General features: G+C 63.7%; 20 protein-coding genes. 10 read left to right on the forward strand and 10 right to left on the reverse strand.

All coding sequences use genetic code 11. The features are described 5' to 3' along the window. Window positions 1-31: 31 nt before the first annotated feature. Window positions 32-565, reverse strand: coding sequence for an REP-associated tyrosine transposase (locus FXB41_RS26915; protein WP_219683892.1), 534 nt, complete (start codon window positions 563-565; stop codon window positions 32-34). 132 nt (window positions 566-697) lie between these two features. Here FXB41_RS26915 and FXB41_RS26920 point away from each other — a divergent pair, with 132 nt between their 5' ends. Continuing rightward, entirely contained in the window at window positions 698-1,573 is an 876-nt protein-coding gene (locus tag FXB41_RS26920) for an MBL fold metallo-hydrolase (protein ID WP_219683893.1), read from the forward strand. Between the two features lie 21 nt (window positions 1,574-1,594). Here the strand turns inward: FXB41_RS26920 and FXB41_RS26925 are convergent, their stop codons facing one another. Beyond that, complete coding sequence (locus tag FXB41_RS26925; RefSeq protein ID WP_219683894.1) at window positions 1,595-2,686, reverse strand: type II asparaginase; 1,092 nt, start codon at window positions 2,684-2,686, stop codon at window positions 1,595-1,597. 219 nt (window positions 2,687-2,905) lie between these two features. After that, window positions 2,906-3,154 (reverse strand): hypothetical protein, encoded by a 249-nt coding sequence (locus tag FXB41_RS26930; protein WP_007591786.1) that lies wholly within the window; start codon window positions 3,152-3,154, stop codon window positions 2,906-2,908. 203 nt (window positions 3,155-3,357) lie between these two features. Between FXB41_RS26930 and FXB41_RS26935 the strand changes: the two genes are divergently transcribed. Then, window positions 3,358-3,828, forward strand: a complete 471-nt coding sequence (locus FXB41_RS26935; RefSeq protein WP_007591784.1) for a cupin domain-containing protein — start codon at window positions 3,358-3,360, stop codon at window positions 3,826-3,828. Between the two features lie 15 nt (window positions 3,829-3,843). Here FXB41_RS26935 and FXB41_RS26940 read toward each other — a convergent pair whose 3' ends face one another. After that, window positions 3,844-4,407 carry a TetR/AcrR family transcriptional regulator gene (locus FXB41_RS26940; RefSeq protein ID WP_007591783.1) on the reverse strand — a complete coding sequence of 188 codons (564 nt, stop codon included), beginning with the start codon at window positions 4,405-4,407 and terminating at the stop codon, window positions 3,844-3,846. A gap of 102 nt (window positions 4,408-4,509) precedes the next feature. On the opposite strand from FXB41_RS26940, the gene FXB41_RS26945 reads away from it, so the two are divergent. Continuing rightward, window positions 4,510-4,881 carry a nuclear transport factor 2 family protein gene (locus FXB41_RS26945; RefSeq protein WP_219683895.1) on the forward strand — a complete coding sequence of 124 codons (372 nt, stop codon included), beginning with the start codon at window positions 4,510-4,512 and terminating at the stop codon, window positions 4,879-4,881. 46 nt (window positions 4,882-4,927) lie between these two features. On the opposite strand, the gene FXB41_RS26950 is transcribed toward FXB41_RS26945, so the two are convergent. After that, the gene (locus FXB41_RS26950; RefSeq protein WP_219683896.1) at window positions 4,928-5,890 is read right to left on the reverse strand and encodes an alpha/beta hydrolase; all 963 of its coding nucleotides are present in this window, start codon (window positions 5,888-5,890) and stop codon (window positions 4,928-4,930) included. 133 nt (window positions 5,891-6,023) lie between these two features. Between FXB41_RS26950 and FXB41_RS26955 the strand changes: the two genes are divergently transcribed. Beyond that, a complete protein-coding gene (locus FXB41_RS26955) occupies window positions 6,024-6,701 on the forward strand; it encodes a nitroreductase (RefSeq protein ID WP_219683897.1) in 678 nt (225 codons plus the stop codon). A gap of 133 nt (window positions 6,702-6,834) precedes the next feature. Next, a complete protein-coding gene (locus tag FXB41_RS26960; RefSeq protein ID WP_007591770.1) occupies window positions 6,835-7,038 on the forward strand; it encodes a hypothetical protein in 204 nt (67 codons plus the stop codon). Window positions 7,039-7,064: 26 nt separating this feature from the next. Here the strand turns inward: FXB41_RS26960 and FXB41_RS26965 are convergent, their stop codons facing one another. Genes FXB41_RS26965 through FXB41_RS26975 form a run of 3 tightly spaced genes read right to left on the reverse strand, consistent with a single transcriptional unit; the run spans window position 7,065 to window position 9,658 of the window. Beyond that, entirely contained in the window at window positions 7,065-8,186 is a 1,122-nt protein-coding gene (locus tag FXB41_RS26965) for an HD-GYP domain-containing protein (RefSeq protein ID WP_219683898.1), read from the reverse strand. 48 nt (window positions 8,187-8,234) lie between these two features. Further along, window positions 8,235-8,555, reverse strand: a complete 321-nt coding sequence (locus FXB41_RS26970) for a PilZ domain-containing protein (RefSeq protein ID WP_007591767.1) — start codon at window positions 8,553-8,555, stop codon at window positions 8,235-8,237. Then, on the reverse strand, window positions 8,552-9,658 hold the full coding sequence (locus FXB41_RS26975) for a DUF2336 domain-containing protein (RefSeq protein WP_007591766.1): 1,107 nt from the start codon (window positions 9,656-9,658) through the stop codon (window positions 8,552-8,554). Before FXB41_RS26975 ends, FXB41_RS26970 begins: the two co-directional genes overlap by 4 nt. Before the next feature lie 302 nt (window positions 9,659-9,960). On the opposite strand from FXB41_RS26975, the gene FXB41_RS26980 reads away from it, so the two are divergent. Together FXB41_RS26980 and FXB41_RS26985 are read left to right on the forward strand one after the other, a co-directional pair. Next, window positions 9,961-10,908 (forward strand): AraC family transcriptional regulator, encoded by a 948-nt coding sequence (locus tag FXB41_RS26980; protein WP_219683899.1) that lies wholly within the window; start codon window positions 9,961-9,963, stop codon window positions 10,906-10,908. Window positions 10,909-10,958: 50 nt separating this feature from the next. Next, a complete protein-coding gene (locus FXB41_RS26985) occupies window positions 10,959-11,549 on the forward strand; it encodes an NADPH-dependent FMN reductase (RefSeq protein WP_007591764.1) in 591 nt (196 codons plus the stop codon). A 103-nt stretch (window positions 11,550-11,652) separates the two neighbouring features. Here the strand turns inward: FXB41_RS26985 and FXB41_RS26990 are convergent, their stop codons facing one another. Both FXB41_RS26990 and FXB41_RS26995 read right to left on the reverse strand, forming a co-directional pair. After that, entirely contained in the window at window positions 11,653-13,734 is a 2,082-nt protein-coding gene (locus tag FXB41_RS26990) for a methyl-accepting chemotaxis protein (protein ID WP_219683900.1), read from the reverse strand. Window positions 13,735-13,821: 87 nt separating this feature from the next. Further along, entirely contained in the window at window positions 13,822-14,262 is a 441-nt protein-coding gene (locus tag FXB41_RS26995; RefSeq protein WP_007591762.1) for a DUF1810 domain-containing protein, read from the reverse strand. 222 nt (window positions 14,263-14,484) lie between these two features. Between FXB41_RS26995 and FXB41_RS27000 the strand changes: the two genes are divergently transcribed. The 3 genes from FXB41_RS27000 to FXB41_RS27010 all read left to right on the forward strand — a co-directional run bounded on the left by FXB41_RS27000 (window position 14,485) and on the right by FXB41_RS27010 (window position 17,034). Further along, complete coding sequence (locus FXB41_RS27000; RefSeq protein ID WP_219683901.1) at window positions 14,485-15,435, forward strand: DUF2778 domain-containing protein; 951 nt, start codon at window positions 14,485-14,487, stop codon at window positions 15,433-15,435. A 95-nt stretch (window positions 15,436-15,530) separates the two neighbouring features. Next, the gene (locus tag FXB41_RS27005) at window positions 15,531-15,788 is read left to right on the forward strand and encodes a hypothetical protein (protein ID WP_007609546.1); all 258 of its coding nucleotides are present in this window, start codon (window positions 15,531-15,533) and stop codon (window positions 15,786-15,788) included. A gap of 154 nt (window positions 15,789-15,942) precedes the next feature. Then, window positions 15,943-17,034, forward strand: coding sequence for a TRAP transporter substrate-binding protein (locus FXB41_RS27010; protein WP_219683902.1), 1,092 nt, complete (start codon window positions 15,943-15,945; stop codon window positions 17,032-17,034). Window positions 17,035-17,100: the final 66 nt, after the last annotated feature.

Here is a 17,100-nt window from a genome sequence, read left to right on the forward strand (position 1 = left end):
GTAGCCCGGATGGAGCGAAGCGCAATCCGGGTCAGTCTTCGCGTTCGCCGAAGGTACCAACAACCCCTCCAGATCCTCCCCAATCGAGCGGAAGCAGGCCTTCGCGGACGTAGCGGTGGAGCGATGAATGCGGCCAGTCTGCCGGCGAAGAGACGTACCCGTGCTTGACTGGATTGTAGTGAATGTAATTCGTGCATCGTTCAAAATCCGCGTCATCGCGAATGGTGTGCTCCCAAAACCGCCGTTGCCACAGAGAGAACTCGCCACGACGATTGCGGGAGATGGCGGCACCTGAAGTGGCGAGTTGATGCGTGAAGACACTCTTGATGCGCCGCCACCGGCCGGAGAAGTCGGAGTCTGCGTCGGGCATCGTCATGATGACATGCAGGTGGTCCGGCAAGACCACGATTGCATCGATCGTGAACGGCCTGTCGGCGCGCGTCATACGAAATGCGTCGCGCAGTTTGTCAACATGATCGACCAACGCGGATGATCTTCGATCATCCCGCGCCACCGTGAAGAAGAAGGTCCCGCCAGGGACGAAGTTGCGCCGGTAGCGAACCACGCGGGCACCTTCCCGGATTACGCTTCGCTCCATCCGGGCTACAACCAGATCGAGAGATTTGCAATCCATTCGCTTGCTTGCGCGTTTCAGGGGCTCTCGCTACGCTCTTTCAAAAAAGGGAGCGAAACGCGCGTGAAGCAGGTCAGGTTCGGCGACATCACCATCGACGCGGTGATCGAGCGGGAGGGCCCGTGGCGGCGGCCGCAGGATTTTTTCCCGGCCTATGACGAGGGCGTATTCAAGCGGCATTTGCCGACGATGGAGCCGGAGGTGTTCGACGCCGCGCGCGGCATGATGGTGATCACCTATCAGACCTTCGTGGTGCGCACGCCGCGCTATACCATCCTGGTCGATACCTGCACCGGCGAGGACAAGGGCCATCCGCCGCCGTTCGATTTTCCGGGCAAGGCGCGCTGGCGCAACGAGCTGTTCGCGCTCGGCATCGGCTTTGAGCAGATCGACTACGTGTTCTGCACGCACCTTCACATCGACCACACCGGCTGGAATACGAGCTTGCGCGACGGTCGTTGGGTGCCGACGTTCCCGAATGCGAAATACGTCTTCCACAAGGGTGAATATGCGGCCTGGGAGGCCGAGCATGCCAAGGGCTGCAACCCGCCCGGCACCGTGTTTCGCGACAATTGCCTGCCGATCGTCGAGGCAGGCCAGGCGCTCCTGGTGGATGACGATTACGCGCTCGACGACACCGTCACGCTGACGCCGACGCCGGGGCATTCGCCCTGCCATTGCTGCGTGAACATCTTCTCGAAGGGGCGCCGCGCGGTGGTCGCCGGCGACCTCATGCATCATCAGATCCAGTGCCGCGAGCCGGACTGGTCGGCCAGACCGGATTGGGATCCGAAGCAGTCGGCGGTGTCGCGGCGAAAGTTCTTTGCTTCCGTCGCGGACACCGACACGCTGATCCTGCCTGTCCATTTTCCGGCGCCGACCGTCGGCCTGATCAAGCCGCGCGGCGCCGCCTTTGACTACCGGTTCAAGCGGGAGTAGAGCGACCGCAGGTCGGACGCCCTAATAAGTGTAGAACATCCGCTGGATTTCCTTCGTGTCGGTCGTCTTTGTCAGCGCCAGCATCAGCAGAATGCGCGCCTTTTGAGGGTTGAGCGTATCCGAAACGACGAAGTCGTGTTCGTCGTCCTTGGCCTCGCCATTGCGTGCGACGATGCCGTTCCCGACACGGCTGCTGCGAACGATCACGACACCCTTCTTGCGGGCCTCGTCGAGAGCTGGCTCGACCGCGGGCCTGGCCAGGCTGCCGTCGCCGACGCCGGCATGCACGATCCCCTTGGCTCCGGCGCCGACAAAAGCGTCGATCGCGACCCGGTTCATGTTGGCATAGCCGTAGACGATATCGACTTGCGGCAGGACATCGAGGCTGGAGACGTCAAATTCGGAGTCCGCCGTGTGGCGGCGCGTCGATTGACGATAGAAGTACGGCTTGTTGCCCTGCATGTAGCCGAGAAAGCCGAGTTCCGGTGTACGGAAGGTGTCTGCCGTCGAGGTGTTGTTCTTGGTGACATCGCGAGCCGCGTTGATCTGATCGTTAAGAGCAACCAGCACGCCCTTGCCGACGGCCTCGTCACTGCCCGCGAGGATCACCGCATTAAAGAGGTTGATCGGCCCATCCGCGCTGATCGCCGTCGACGGTCGCATTGCGCCGACGACGACGACGGGCTTCTTGCTCTTGACGACGAGGTCCAGAAAATAGCTGGTTTCCTCGATCGTGTCGGTCCCGTGCGTGATCACGATGCCGTCGACGTCGTCCTGCGCGAGCAGCGTGTTGACGCGCTTGGCAAGCTTCAGCCAGTAGTCATTGTTCATGTTCTCGCTGGCGATCTGGAAAACCTGCTCGCCCTTGACGTTGGCCACCGTTTTCAGTTCGGGGACGGCATTCAGGAGGGTCTCTATGCCCACCGTGGCTGCGGTGTAACCGACCACGGTGGTGCTGCTCGCCCCGCTGCCGGCGATCGTGCCGCCGGTTGCGAGCACCATGACGTTGGGCAGTCCCGGGCCCCGCGCGTTCGCGGCTTCAAGTCCGATGAGCAGCGCGAAGAGCATGCTCATTGCCGCGATGAAGTGATGACGCACTCGAGGTTGCCACATCTTGACGTCCCTTTCCTAGAAAGCCTTGTCGATGCGCCCCGCTTCGCTCAGCACCACATGATCGGTCAGTCGAGAGCTCCTGTCTAGGGCGACGCTTTCGGATGATTTGGTCTGGAAGCCGGCACACGCAAACACACACGCGAATGGCCGGGACAAGCCCGGCCATGTGGCAGTTCGTCTGGCGATTGCTCGCTAAAGCAGCAGCGAATTCGCGGCGCCTTACGCGCCCATCTCGCACTTCTTCATAAAGCTGTTCTTGGCGGCGCCGGCGAGCGGCTTGCCCTCGGCGCTGACGGCCTTGGGCGCGCAGGCTTCGGCTTTGCACTTCTTCATGAACGAGGTCTTGGCGGCGCCAGCCAGGGCCTTGCCGTCCTTGCCGACGGCCTTGCTTTCGCAGGTGTCCTCCGCGAAGGCCGAACCCGCTGCAAACGTGGCAACGATCGCAGCCAGGAAAATCCGCTTCATCATGATTGTCTCCCTAAACCAGAAATGGCACGCGGATTGGAGCCGGGAATCGTGGCGCAATCAAGCTGGATGAGCGCCTGCCGTCCGGTCTTCCTGGCGATTTTTCGAACGCGGGTTCGACGGGGCCCACGGTCTGCTGCACTGCTCGCTGACCGGGACGGGCGATCCTGCTAGCTTCGGGCGAGTTTAGCCGAAGGGAGATCGTGATGGAGACCCTGATTGCGAACATGCCGGATGCCGCTTCTGACCGGCATTCTCACCTGGTTCGGCCACAAGACATGGAATGGCAGAAGACGCGCTTTCCCGGCTGCGAGGCCAAGACGCTGCTGTTCGATCGCAGCAGCGGTCTGATGACGGCCTTGATGCGCTTTGCGCCGGGATCGGTGCTGCCCGATCACGAGCATGTCGGCGTCGAGCAGAGTTATGTCATAGAGGGCGCTCTCGTCGACAACCAGGGACCGGCCAAGGGGATTGCCTGCAAGGCCGGCGAATTCATCTGGCGCGAGGCGGGCAGCCGGCATGCGGCCTGGTGCCCGGAGGGCGCCCTGATCCTGGCGATCTTCCAGGTGCCGAACAAGTTCTTCGAAGCCGACGGCCGCGTCGTCGATGCCGCCGGTCAAGATTGGGACCAAACGTGGGGGCACACCAACGCGCAACGGGCGGGGAGGCCGCGATAGGCGGCTCTTCGCAGCTCAACTGCCGTCATCGATGCTTCTGACGAGCATGGTGACCTGAACGGCGATCAGCCGCCGCATCTCCTTGCCGTTCCTGGCGGTTTCGCGCAGTCCCCGCATGCCGAACACCAGGCATCGCGCCAGCACCTCCGGCTCGATCGCTATCCCGGCGGCCTTCACCTGATCGCGGATGAGGTCGGCGACCAGACACTGGAAGTTGTCGTAGACCTTCCGAACTGCGGGGAAACGGAGGTCGAACAGATCTGCCGAATCGGGATGCGCCTCGATCAGGTCGAAGCCATGCGATCCCCAGGATTTGCAGGCGTGGAGCAGCTTGGCGTGAAGGCCGTCGAGGCGCGCGATTGCGGCCCTGATCTCCCGATGCTTCTGCTCGTCCATTCGCTGGATCACCGCCGCGAACACGGCATCCTTGTCGGGGAAGAGCAAATAGAGCGCCGGCCGCGACATTCCCGCCTTGGCGGCGACGTCGCCCATCGTCGTGCGGGCATGGCCGTAGCGGGAGAACACCTCCGTTGCAGCCTCGACGGCAAGCGCCTCTTTCGAAATGCTGGAACGAGCCATGAGCCTTACAAGCGTTGGAATTGAACGTCGGGTCATATTGACAAGATATTAATAATTGTCAATTTGACGGAAGCGGCATGAGGCCACGAGAGGTTCTGCGAGATGAGCGATGAAGCGCGACTGAAGATCTGGAACACCTATCAGGCGGCGTGGGGACCCATCGATGACGACGAGCGGCGTCGGCTGCTTGAGCAAAGCGTGGCCGCGGACTGCGTGTATACCGATCCGGGCTCGCAGATTGAGGGACGCGACGCCTTGATGGCGCGCATCGGTCAAACCCAGCTCAAGTTTCCCGGCGCGCATTTCAGGAATGACAGCTTCCTCGAGCACCATGATCAGGGGCTTTTTCGCTGGACGATGTACGACGGCGCCGGTCGCGTGTTCGTCACGGGCGAGAGTTTTGGCCGCTTCGGCGACGATGGCCGCCTCGTTCAGGCGACGGGCTTCTTCGAGGTGCCCGCAGCCAAAGCCTGAGCGCTGGCCGGCGCGGCAGCCGATCCTGCCGCTCCGGGCGTCGCCCTCAGGCGCCGCGCGCGAGAAGCGCCTTGAAGTCCGCGCGTGCGCGCTGTGCTTCGGCTCGCGCCACTGCGGAGGCGTCGCCGAGGCCGAAATAGCCGTGGATCAGGCCGGGGCCTTCATGATGCTTCACCGGCACACCGGCGGCTTCCAGCGCGCGTGCATAGGCTGTGCCCTCGTCGCGGAGGGGATCGAACCAGGCGGTGGTCACGATCGCGGGCGCGACGCCGGCGAGCGAAGCCGCGCGCAGCGGTGATACGCGCCAGTCGGTCGCATGCAAGGGATCGGCGAGATAATGGCCGCAGAACCACTCCATCACGGCGCGTGAGAGGAAGTAGCCTTCGGCATTCTCGGCGCGCGAAGGGAAGTGTGCGTTCTCGCGCGCGTCCGCATAACTCCCGAGGACGTCGGTTACTGGGTAGACCAGGAGTTGTGCGGCGAGCTTGATGCCGGCGTCGCGGCAGGCGATCGCGGTGGTGGCGGCGAGATTGCCGCCGGCGCTGTCGCCGGCAACGCCGAGGCGTTTTGCATCGGCGCCAAATTCCGCGACGCGGCCAAACACGTCGCTGACCGCGGCAAAGGCGTCCTCGAACGCGCCGGGAAAGCGCGTTTCGGGCGGGCGACGGTAGTCGACGGAGACGACGACCGCGCCGGTCTCGATCGTAAGGTTGCGTGCCTGCCGGTCGTGAGTCTCGAGGTCGCCCGCGACCCAGCCGCCGCCATGGAAAAACACCACGGTCGGCGCCGGCGTGGTGCCGACCCGGTAGATACGTGCATCGAGCGGTCCGGCGCCGCCTTTCACCTTGATATCCGCGACGATGTCCACCGGCGGCGGCGCTATGGCCGCGCGTGAGGCAGCCAGTGCGCGCAAGGAATCGCGTGCGCTCTGTGGCGTCATCGTCTTGGCATCGCGCATCGGCAGCAGCGGAATGATCTGGGCGATGACGGGATCGAGCGGTGCGGCCATGTTGGGATCCTCACAGGGTTCTTGGTCTTGCTTGCGGGTTAGCATAGATATGGCGCGCCGCATCGGCAACGGCTCGCAGTTGCCATGCCAGGGTTTGCGATGCCATGGGATGAACGGGCAGGGAGGTCTTGAGGTGGAATTCGAAACGCTGGTCCAGTCGCGCCGCAGCGTGCGCGGCTTCAGGAACGAGCCGGTGCCGCGCGCGGTGATCGAGGCGATCATCGACAGTGCCAAACGTGCGCCGTCGTCGATGAACACCCAGCCTTGGCATGTCCACGTGCTCACAGGCGGGCCGCTGGAACAGCTGCGCCGACGCAACATGGAGGAAATGGTTGGCGGCGCCAAAGTCAAGCGCGACATCGTCAGCCATGGCGAATACCAGGGCGTGCACCGGACGCGGCAAGTCGACGTCGCCAAGAAACTGTTCGGCGCGATGGGGATCGCGCGCGACGACAAGCCGATGCGGCAGGACTGGGTGCTGCGCGGCTTCCGCCAGTTCGACGCGCCGGTCTCGCTGGTCTTGACCTATGACCGCGTGCTCGATCCCGGCGCGGTCTGCCATTTCGATCTGGGCGCGCTCTGCTACGGCATCGTGCTCGCGGCCTGGGACCGCGGTCTCGGTTCGGTGATTAACGGGCAGGGCATCATGCGTTCCGACATCGTGCGCGAGGTCGCGAACATTCCGGAGGACGAGGTGATCATGACCTGCGTCGCGATGGGCTATCCCGACGACAACTTTGCCGCGAACGCCGTTCGCTCCGATCGCGAGGGCAACGACGATTTCGTGCGTTACGTCGGATTCGCCGAGTAGCGCAGGCAGAGGAGATTATTCTCTCGCCGAATTTTTTTTGGTGCGGACCGCTTGGCGGCCTCTTGCATTCTCGATCGTGCGGGAGGAACAATGTGCGGACTGAAAGGTTTGATGCTGGCGCGAGGGAATTGACATGCGGCGGCTCGCTAGCCTGGTTCGACGGTTCTTCGGCCCGCGAGTGCGGCGTCCGATCGATGATGATCCAAGTCTTCCTTTCACCCCCGAAGAGTTCGGCCGGATGATCCGCAGCGGCCGGCACGAGGACATGAAGCTGCTGGCCGAAGGGCTGGCCTGCCGGACCGTTCCGCGCCGCACCAGACACCGCGCCGCGCACTAGGCTGGAGTCGAGACGGGTTGCTGCGCTCATCTCGTGAGTGCGACCTGTCTGAACGCGGTCAGCAGTGCCTTTTCCAGCTTTCCACTCATTCCGCAGAGAATGTTATAAGCCTCTGCCCGCGGCATCGTTGGCTTGTAGTGCCGGTGCTCGATCAGGGCAGCGTAGATGTCCGAGATCGTCAGGATGCGCACGATATCGCCGATGTTCCCGGCGCAGAGCGCATCCGGGTAGCCGCTGCCGTCGAGAAATTCGTGATGATGCCGCACGGCATCGAGGATCTCCGGCGAGATATTGTCGTGGTCTTTCAGAAAATCGTAGCCCGCCACCGGGTGCGTCTCGATCATGGCACGTTCCTCCGGATCGAGACGGCCGGGCTTGTCGAGGATGGCAAGCGGGATCCGGGCCTTGCCGATGTCGTGGAACATGGCCGCCGTGTATAGCCGCTCCAGATCTGACCTGCCGACGCCAAGGCTCAGGCCGAAATCGATGGCGACGCCGGTGACGAGGAGGCAATGCTGATAGGTCCCCTCGTGATGGCGCCGCACCGTCGTGAGCCATTCCGACAGGCCATGCTGGGTGATGCGATCGGCGATCTGGCGGCCGGCTTCCCTGGCGCCGCTGACGTCAATCGGCTGCCCCGATGTCACCGAGGCAAACATCGACGCGATGGCAATCGCCGCGGTCTCGACGGCGTTGTCCGGCTGCGGCGCGTGACCTGAGGAAGCAGGCGCCTCTTCGGCGGGATCAACCAGCGCTGCCAGCAGCTTGATCTTGTCGATCGTCCCGGGAAGGACGAGCGTGGCTCCGAGCGCGTAGGCCTGCGAGATACTCATGTGAGAGGAGTGCTCGACCAGGAAGATGCGCTTGGTTGCCTTCGCGAGCTTTACGCCTCGTTTCTTGATGGCCGCAATGGTGTGGACATCATGCAATTCCGCACGGATGACGATCGCGAACGGCACCTGGGACAGCTTGGCTTCCGCGTCGAGCCGTTCGCCTGCGACGGCAAACTGCTGCTCGAGCATCGAACAGACGCTCGACAATTTGTCTGAAGAATCAGCCAGCACATGCACGAACGGGCGTGCCGCTTCCTTCTCTCGGATGCCGCCGTCGCCCTTGACGCGGCGGGATATAATTCGCGCGTTCTGCACGGTTGACCTGAATTATGCTGAGTGGATGGGCTGATGAATCCTTGGGGCCTATTTGCTCTGAGCGGCAGTCTGCGCGGCGGCTGCCGGTTTCCTCTTGCCGTCTGCGGTGACGAAGTGCACGCCGGCGGTGGTGCCGTCGATCCAGACCAATTCGCAGCGCCGGTAGGCGAGCCCCGTCGACGACAGCAGCAGGAAGAATTCCTTGGCCCGCAGAACGTCGAGCGTGCCCTCGACTTCGATCTTCGCACCGCTTTGCGATATGTCGAGCAGAACGCAGCTGCGCCGCCACGTGCCGTCCGAGCCCATCAGATTGACCGGCTGCTTGTGATCCATTTTCACGCGCTGCGCTTTGCGACCGTCGAACTTCATCGGCTAACCCCCATCTTCGCGCCGCGATTTGCCGGATCGCTCGTGTTGGCGCTTGCCGCTATTTCCCCCCATCGCACTGTCCATTGGCTGGTGGACAGAAGCAGCGTCTCGAAGATCCGTTGCGCGCGCTCGCGCCCGGCATAGGAGAGCCTTTTCCCGCTGCGGTTGCTCAGGATGGTAAGGGTGGTCTGCCAGTTCAGCCGCGAGGCCCGGCACGCCATGACCAGCCCCTCGCAATCGTCGTCGCTCACGACACGCTCGATGATTTCGAGCGGCGCCCCTGAAAGCACCGACAGCGCCGTGAATAGGTTGGCCGTCTCGCCGCGGATCGCAAAACGGTTCACCGTGGAATCGTTGAGCTTGCCGATGCGGTTGAGGACGACAATCTCCGGCCTCGCGCTGGCGTAGTCGGCCCTGCAAGGCCGCTTTGGCGGAGCCGGCTCCGTTTCCGGCACCGGCGACGCGGCGAGCGGGTTGGGCGTGGCCGGCGCCTTCCGGGCTGGTGGGGCGGAGAGCAGCTTGCGCACGACCAGGTCGGGCGTGCCGGGCCGGAGCACCAGCGCCTTCGCGATCTCGCCGTCCTGGTCGGCCATGGCAATCAGCGCTGCATAGGCTGCGTCGGAGAATTTCGTTCCCGGGTTCTTGATCAGGGCAAGGCAGATCGGGCCGCCGTGCTTGATCAACGCTTCGGTCACGGTCGGCGCGATGTCGCTGCGGGCGGCGATCGCGCGTCGATGCCACTCGCCACGGGAGTCAATGACAGCCTCGAGATCTGCCGCGGAAAGTGCGCGCGACTTGAGCAACACAGGACATGCCACGTCCGGATTATCGTGCGAGGCGAGACGCCACAATGTTTCGGGAGGCGCGATGTCAAGCTCGGCGAGCGCCATGCTGAGCTGAACCAGTGCGCTGGTCTCGACCCGTTCCGTCAATCGCAGCAGAACACCGTCGACCACGTTGACGAGCAATTCCCGGCACTGGCCGCGGCTACCAGTGAGCAACTGCACCATGCCGGAGAGAATGCGTGCGCAACGCTCCGCCGGGCACGTTGCGACCGTCTCTTCCAATTCAGCGAGAATATCAGCAGGCGAATTTGCCATCATGGCAGGGGCCTGACCTAAAATTAATTTGGACTATCGAACTGCTTCTATTCCGCTCGACAAACGTTAATTTGAAATTTTGATTTTGCTCGTCTAGGTATATGTGCACCGCTGGCCACACGGGAAACGCTATCGAAAATTGGCGAGATTTGATGCGCCGGCTTGTCCTTGGACTTCGACGCTCGCCAACTGGTCAACATAGTTCGAAGTGATTCTTTCAGACTTAAGGGACACCGGAACGGGGAAGTTGGGCCGGCATCGTCGCCGGACGCGCGTGTGTTGCGACGCGAAGTTTCACATTTGCCATGAACAGAACTGATGATGCGCCGACGCTAGCGCCGAAGGTGTTTCGTTTCACCGACGTCGATGAATTTCGAAGTGCCATACGAGGCCTGAACTTCGAGTTCACGCCTTTCGTACGGAGGATTTCGGCCGAGCAGACCATTCTGTCGCTGCCCGGCTGCGACGTGAATTTGACGCGGGCATTTCCGCGGGTCGTCGACGCACAGCTCGTCGAGAATTGTACCGCGATCGGATTCACGATGGACGATTTGGACGTGCCGGTTCGATTCAACGGCACGCAGCGCACACGACCCGTCATCGTCATCGGCAGCGGCGGCGCAACCTACACCACCATCGAGGAAGTGCCGCGGCAAATCGGCTCGGTGGTGTTCAGGCCGGAGGTGACGGATCGCGGCTGGCCACAAGCAGCCCTCTGCTTCAACATCTTCGAAACGACCGCCGCGGGCTTGAACCGGCTCCGCGGTGTGGTTCGGGAGGTGCTGGCAGCCGCTTCGGAGCCGGTCGATGCGCCCGACGTGCCGCTGAAGGCGGCCGCCATGAAGGAGACCCTGCTGGGGACTGTGGACGCAATTTTCCAAAGTATGGGTCCCGCGCGATGGACCCTGCGCCCCAATGACGAGCGCAACTTCAAGGTCTTTCAGGACATCCGCGCGCTGCTTTCCGACGACCTCTCCCAGCCCATCTACAGCGACGAGATCGCGCGCAAGCTCGGCTTGTCCGTTCGCACCATGCACGACGTCGTCCGCCGCTATCGCGGCATGAGCCTGCACCGCTATCTACGTCTGCGGCGGCTGTGGCTGGTGCGTCAGCGGTTGCTCGCCGGTGCCGACAGCGTCAAGGCCGTCGCGCTGGCGTTCGGCTTCTGGCATCTCGGCGACTTCTCCAGAAGCTATCGTGACAGGTTCGGCGAGACACCGTCGCAAACTCTCGAGCACGGACGGCGAACCTAGCGCGTCAAAACGTTGAGGCCGGCCTGCTGATCCGTGCTATACTACCGGCCATGAGCAATCGCATCCTCGTCCTCTACGGTTCCTACCGTTCCGACCGCATGGGCATACGCCTTGCGAATTTCGTCATCGATCGCCTGCGCGGTCGCGGCGACGACGTCGTGTTCATCGACGCCAAGGCGATCGGCCTGCCGATGCTCGATCGTATGTACAAGGAATATCCCAAGGGCTCCGCACCTGAGGCGCTGGAGAAGCTGGCCGGAGAGATCCGCGGCGCCGATGGCTTTGTCTTCGTCACCGGCGAGTACAATTGGGGCATCCAGCCGGGCCTGAAAAATCTCACCGACCACTTTCTCGAGGAGTGGTTCTGGCGTCCGGCCGCGATCGTGAGCTACTCGGCCGGCCGCCTGTCCGGCGCGCGTGCCTCGACCGCCTGGCACGGCACGCTGTCGGAGATGGGTATGGTGGTGGTGTCGAGCACCATCGGCGTCGGCCCGATCGCACAGACGCTGTCGGAGGCGGGCGAACCGATCGGCGAAGGCGGCAAGGCGTTGGAACGCTCGTTCCCGCGCTTCGCCGACGATCTCGCGTGGTGGATCGAGGCCGCCAAGGCGCAGCGGGCGCGCAAGGCGCCGCCTTATTGATGTCCCGTAGCCCTGATGGAGCGCAGCGCAATCCGGTGCCGTCGGTGTTTGCGGCACGATTCCCGGATTACGCTTCGCTCCATCCGGGCTACGAATTTGGTTGCTACGCCGACCTGACCTCGCCGAGGAAGCGGTCGAACTGTCCGGCGAGATCGCGCGACTGGGTCGAGAGCTGCTCGGCTGCGCCCAGCACCTCTCTTGCGGCCGTGCCGGTATCGTCGGCGGCGCGCTGCACGCCTGAAATGTTGGTGTTGACCTCCTGGGTGCCGCGCGCGGCCTCCTGGACGCTGCGGGCGATCTCCTTGGTCGCCGAGCCCTGTTCCTCGATCGCGGCCGCAATCGCGGTGCCGATCTGGTCGATTTCGCCGATGACGTCAGCGACGTTGCGGATCGCGGTGACGGTCTCGTCGCTCGCGGCCTGGATCGCCGAAATCTGCTCGGAGATTTCGGTGGTGGCCTTGGCGGTCTGGCCCGCGAGCGATTTCACCTCGGCAGCAACCACCGCAAAGCCGCGGCCGGCGTCGCCGGCGCGGGCAGCCTCGATGGTCGCGTTGAGCGCCAGCAAGTTGGTCTGCTCGGCGATGCTCTGGATCAGCGTGACGACGTCGCCGATCTTCTGCGCGCCCTCGGCCAGCGCACGGGCGGTGTCGCCGGTGCGGCGGGCGTTGTCGACGGCGCGGGCGGCGATCTCGGTGGATTGGGCCACTTGACGGCCGATCTCCGAGATCGAAGAGGTCAGCTCTTCGGTGGCGCTCGCGACGGTCTGCACGTTGCTCGATGTCTGCTGTGAGGCGGCGGCGACGACCGCGGCCTGGCTGTTGGTCTGGGCCGCCGTCGAGGTCATCGACTGCGCCGTGCTTTCCATGGTGGAGGACGCGCGCGACAGGCCGCCGACGAGCTCGGTGACCTTGGCTTCGAACGCGCGGGTGATCCCGTCGAGCGCCTGTGCGCGGCGCATCTTGCCGTCGTTTTCGGCCTGCTTCTCCGCCGCAAGGCTGTCAGCCCGGATCATGTTGTCCTTGAAGACCCGGACGGCCGCAGCCATCGCGCCGATTTCATCGGAACGTTCGGCGCCGGGAATCTCTTCCGCGACCTCGCCATCGGCAAGCCGCGACATCCGCGTTGTCAGATTGACGATCGGGGCGCAGACGCGGCGGCGGACCGTGACGATGAGGCCGGCGCTGGCGATCAGCACGGCGAGAAGGCCCGCGAGAGCGATGGTGAAGCTGGTGTGGGCCGCAGTGGAGGCACCGGCGAGAATGTGCTCGGCGTTGTCGTAGAAGGCGTCGCGGACCTCGATGATGGTGCCGAGGCCGCGCTGCGTGGCGGTGTAATAGGTGTCCATGTCGTGTTCGTACTTGCCGCTGACCGCACCCTCCTTCACCAGCTTGAGCTCGCGGCCGAACTCTTCGATGTAGATCGCGTTGAATTTCTCCAGTGCGGCGGCGATGTTCGCCGGCGTTGCGGGATTGCCGCGCAGCTCCAGCAGCGACATCACGATCTGATCGTTGCGGCCCTGCGAGCGGCTGATCTCGGCCTTCTCGGTATCGGTCGCTGGTTTCTTGCCCCCGACGAGGTTCTTGTGCAGGCTGGAGTTGAAGCCGCCGACGTCGCGCAACGTCATCGCGATGTTGGCGTAGCTGGCCTGCCGGTAGGCGTCGCCGTTGAGGATCGCCATGCGGCGGACCTGCTCGTTGAGCAGCGCAGTCACGCTGGCGTTGAGCACGGCGTTGTCGGCGACGATCTTCTTGGCGGCGTCCTTGCGCGCCTCAGGCGGGCCCGACATCGCCTTGTCGATGGCCTCGCGCAGCGACGTGAATTTCGAATTGATGGCGTCGATGTTGCCGCCGGTGGTGTTGCCGTCGTCGAACGGGCCCGGCAGGTCCTTGCGCAGCGCGTTCATCATGTCGCGGGCGGCATCGGTCTGCTTGCGCAGCTTGTCCTGTTCGGCCAGCAGCGCCGGGTCGACGGCGGGAGGGCCATAGAGGATGTTGGTGGAAAAGCCGCGCTCGGGATTGAGGTAGCGCGGGATGTCGCTAACGGCGCGGACGGTCGCCAGCCGCCCCTGGGCTTCGGTGATTCGCTCCATCGTCTGGTATTTCGTTACGGCGACGTAGACGGCGAGGCCGCCGCCCACGGTCGAGAGCGAGACGATCGCGGTGGTCAGGAGCGTACCGATTTTCATGAGTCTGTCCGGCAACTGGCGCGGGAAATAATTTGCACGGACAATAGGCAGGCGATGTTAATCCCGGGTTTACGCTGGTGGCCGCGGTCACTTGGGCTGTCGGTCGAGGACCGCGAGGATATCGAGCGTTGCCTGATCGCGCTTGCCCGAAAAATACCGGGCGAGCGCCTGGTCGAAAACGGGTTCGTCGGACACCGCGTCGAACAGCGTCATCGACGAGCGGAATTTGGCATCATCGGGCGCGCCGAGGATCGCGTTGATGGTCCGGCCTTCGACGGCAAGCACGAGGCGGGTGCATTCGATCAGGCGCGGACCGAGGATGGGGTGGGCGAGATAGGCCTTGGCCTCCGCGCGGGAGGCGATGGCGTAGCGCTGCGACATGGCGCTGAAGCCGAGGCCGGCGACCTGCGGGAAGACGAACCACATCCAGTGGCTCTGCTTTCGGCCCCGGGTCAGCTCCCCCTGAACGTCGCCATAGACCGGGTCCTGGGCCCGGACAAAGCGTTCTAGATCGAACGGATCGGTCATAAGATACCTTGGGATACCCCGGAATGGCTTGCCGGAGCCTTGCCAGACGCCTGCCGGCCCCGATTATGCCTAACTTTTGGCTCCCAATGTGGTAGCTGGTATAGAGTCTCCGGGTGGGGGTGGGTCCCCCCGGGGGTCGATTTTGGGGAGCTGATGGTTTCCGACCGGGCACAAGCCGAGAGGCTATTGTCGCGCCGCCGTATTGGGCGAGCCGAGACGATATTGCTGTCTCTGGCCGCCGTCGCGCTGGCACTAGGCGCTGCCGCCTGGGTCGCGGATATCGGCGCTCCGGCCTCGCTGGTCACCGCCGCACTGCCGCCGGCCAATGCGCCTTCGTTCGATGATCGTTTCGCTTCGGCGTCCGGCAATCCGCCCGCCCGCGAGCTTGGGCTGCGGACGCTGGAGCGCTCCGCGGTGAGTGCAGTCCAGCTCAAATTGCGCGACGCCAAGGCGATGCTCGCCCAGAAGCTCCAGGGCGATGACTGGCGCTCCACTCTGACCGACGACGACCGGCATATGTCCGAGGAGACGAGACAATCGCAGCGTGCTGACGCCATCCCGATGCCGCGCTCGCGCCCGCCCCAGGCCGACATCTCCGCCCAGATCGCCTCGAGCCAGGCTTATGCGGAGACCAACCCCCGGGTCGACAACCGCAACTTCTTCGAAAAATTCACCGACAAGATCAGGCTGGCCTCGCTGACGCCCGACAGCGGCCTGTTCGGCAAGGCGCCGGATCTCGCCGCGCTCGGTTACGATTCGCGCACCGCGGTCTACGACATCTCGGCCAAGGCGCTTTACCTGCCGAGCGGCCTCGCGCTGGAAGCGCATTCAGGCATGGGCGCGCTGATGGACGACCCGGAGCACGTCGACCAGCGCATGGTTGGCGCGACCCCGCCCGCGACCTACGACCTGAAGCCCCGCGAAAAACTGTTTCACGGCGTCCGCGCGCTGCGCTTGACCCCCACCGAGGGCACCAGCGCGCTCGGCCGCGTCGGCCTGCTCACCCACAATTACATGCTCGGGCCCCGTGGCGACTCCAACGGCTGCGTGTCGATCAAGGACTACGATCGTTTTATGAAGGCCTATGACAACGGTGAGTTCAACCGTCTGGTCGTGGTGCCGAAGTTGAGCCCATCGGCGACCGCCTCGCAGCGCGCGAGCACCGAGTCCTGATATCTGCTCCTGATATTTGCCTGCCACGGCGGGGCTGCCGTTTTCCCTTCGTTAAGCCGTCATCGTGCAGAAGCAGCCCATGAGTGATCCGCAAAGTGAGTGATCCGCAAAGTTCCGAGACCCCGCTGCGCACGACGTTCAAGATCAAGCTGAACGGCGACACGCTGGCGATTGCGACCGTCGGCCAGGCCTATCAATTCCTCACCAATTTCAAATCGGTCGAGTGGATGGAATTCCGCTCCTTGCATGAAGATGCGGTCGCAGCGCTCGAAGGCGCCGCCGAGAACGCCATGCTCGTGGTGCAGGCGACCAACGCCGTGCGCGCGCTGTTCGTGAGCGCCAAGCTGCTCTGAGAGTGACGCGGTAGATATTTGGGGGATCCCGGGATTGCGCTGCGCTCCATCCGGGCTACCGCTCACAACTTGAACTCCGCTATAGGAACGGCAATAGCTCGCGAAGATCGCGCTCAAGCCGAGACGTTGAAACATAGTTCAGGGAGAGACCATCATGAAACGCCGTACGTTCCTCAAGGGCGGCGCCATGGCCGGCGCGACGACGCTGGTTGCCGCACCTGCGATCGCGCAAGGCGCGCCCGAGATCAAATGGCGCCTGACCTCCAGCTTCCCGAAGTCGCTGGACACCATCTACGGCACTGCGCAGACCTTTGCGAAATATGTTGCCGAGGCCACCGACAACAAATTCCAGATCCAGACCTTTGCGGCCGGCGAGCTCGTCCCGGGCCTGCAGGCGCTCGATGCCGTCAGCACAGCCTCTGTCGACATGGCGCAGACCCCGCTCTATTTCTACATCGGCAAGGAGCCGGCGCTGGCCTATGCGACCGGCGCGCCGTTCGGCATGAACCATCGCCATCAGGAATCCTGGTGGCACTTCGGCGGCGGCGCCGACCTCACCAACGAGGCGCTGAAGCCGTTCAAGGCGCATGCGATCCTCTGCGGCAATTCCGGCACCCAGATGGGCGGCTGGTTCCGCAAGGAGATCAAGACCGTCGACGATCTCAAGGGCCTGAAATTCCGCATCGCCGGCATGGGCGGCCATGTGCTGGCGCGGCTCGGCGTGGTCCCGCAACAGATCGCGGGCGGCGACATCTATCCGGCGCTGGAGAAGGGCACGATCGATGCGGTCGAATTCGTCGGCCCCTATGACGACGAAAAGCTCGGCTTCCAGAAGGTCGCAAAATACTACTACTTCCCGGGCTGGTGGGAGGGCGGCGCCATGTTGCACATGATCGTCAACGACGAAAAGTGGGCGTCGCTGCCGAAGCAGTACCAGGCGATCGTCAACCAGGCCGCGTCGGCCGCGGGCGCCTGGATGCTCGAGAAATACGACAGCGTGAATCCGGCGGCGCTGAAGCGGCTGATCGCCAATGGCGCGGAGCTGAAGGCGTTTCCGCAGCCGGTGCTGGAGGCCTGCTACGCCGCGACCCAGGAGCATCTGAACGAGCTCGCCACCAAGAGCGACCTGTTCAAGCGCACCAAGGAAAGCCACGACGCCTATATGAAGGAGCTGCTGTTCTACACGCAGATCGCGGAGAATTTTTACGATAATTATCTGCTCGGCAAGATGCGCAACAAGACCTGATCGCGCAAACTCCCGTAGGGTGGGCAAAGGCGCACTTGCGCCGTGCCCACCACTGCTTGCATGACT

Origin of the sequence: Bradyrhizobium canariense (assembly GCF_019402665.1) — a bacterium.
In the GTDB taxonomy this organism is placed as follows: Bacteria; Pseudomonadota; Alphaproteobacteria; order Rhizobiales; family Xanthobacteraceae; genus Bradyrhizobium; species Bradyrhizobium canariense.

Bases quoted from the DNA above. Each gene is read 5' to 3' on its own strand.
- FXB41_RS26925 (WP_219683894.1), bottom strand. From the start codon at position 2,686: ATGTGGCAACCTCGAGTGCGTCATCACTTCATCGCGGCAATGAGCATG.
- FXB41_RS26930 (WP_007591786.1), bottom strand. From the start codon at position 3,154: ATGATGAAGCGGATTTTCCTGGCTGCGATCGTTGCCACGTTTGCAGCG.
- FXB41_RS26935 (WP_007591784.1), top strand. From the start codon at position 3,358: ATGGAGACCCTGATTGCGAACATGCCGGATGCCGCTTCTGACCGGCAT.
- FXB41_RS26940 (WP_007591783.1), bottom strand. From the start codon at position 4,407: ATGGCTCGTTCCAGCATTTCGAAAGAGGCGCTTGCCGTCGAGGCTGCA.
- FXB41_RS26945 (WP_219683895.1), top strand. From the start codon at position 4,510: ATGAGCGATGAAGCGCGACTGAAGATCTGGAACACCTATCAGGCGGCG.
- FXB41_RS26950 (WP_219683896.1), bottom strand. From the start codon at position 5,890: ATGGCCGCACCGCTCGATCCCGTCATCGCCCAGATCATTCCGCTGCTG.
- FXB41_RS26960 (WP_007591770.1), top strand. From the start codon at position 6,835: ATGCGGCGGCTCGCTAGCCTGGTTCGACGGTTCTTCGGCCCGCGAGTG.
- FXB41_RS26970 (WP_007591767.1), bottom strand. From the start codon at position 8,555: ATGAAGTTCGACGGTCGCAAAGCGCAGCGCGTGAAAATGGATCACAAG.
- FXB41_RS26975 (WP_007591766.1), bottom strand. From the start codon at position 9,658: ATGATGGCAAATTCGCCTGCTGATATTCTCGCTGAATTGGAAGAGACG.
- FXB41_RS26980 (WP_219683899.1), top strand. From the start codon at position 9,961: ATGAACAGAACTGATGATGCGCCGACGCTAGCGCCGAAGGTGTTTCGT.
- FXB41_RS26985 (WP_007591764.1), top strand. From the start codon at position 10,959: ATGAGCAATCGCATCCTCGTCCTCTACGGTTCCTACCGTTCCGACCGC.
- FXB41_RS26990 (WP_219683900.1), bottom strand. From the start codon at position 13,734: ATGAAAATCGGTACGCTCCTGACCACCGCGATCGTCTCGCTCTCGACC.
- FXB41_RS26995 (WP_007591762.1), bottom strand. From the start codon at position 14,262: ATGACCGATCCGTTCGATCTAGAACGCTTTGTCCGGGCCCAGGACCCG.
- FXB41_RS27010 (WP_219683902.1), top strand. From the start codon at position 15,943: ATGAAACGCCGTACGTTCCTCAAGGGCGGCGCCATGGCCGGCGCGACG.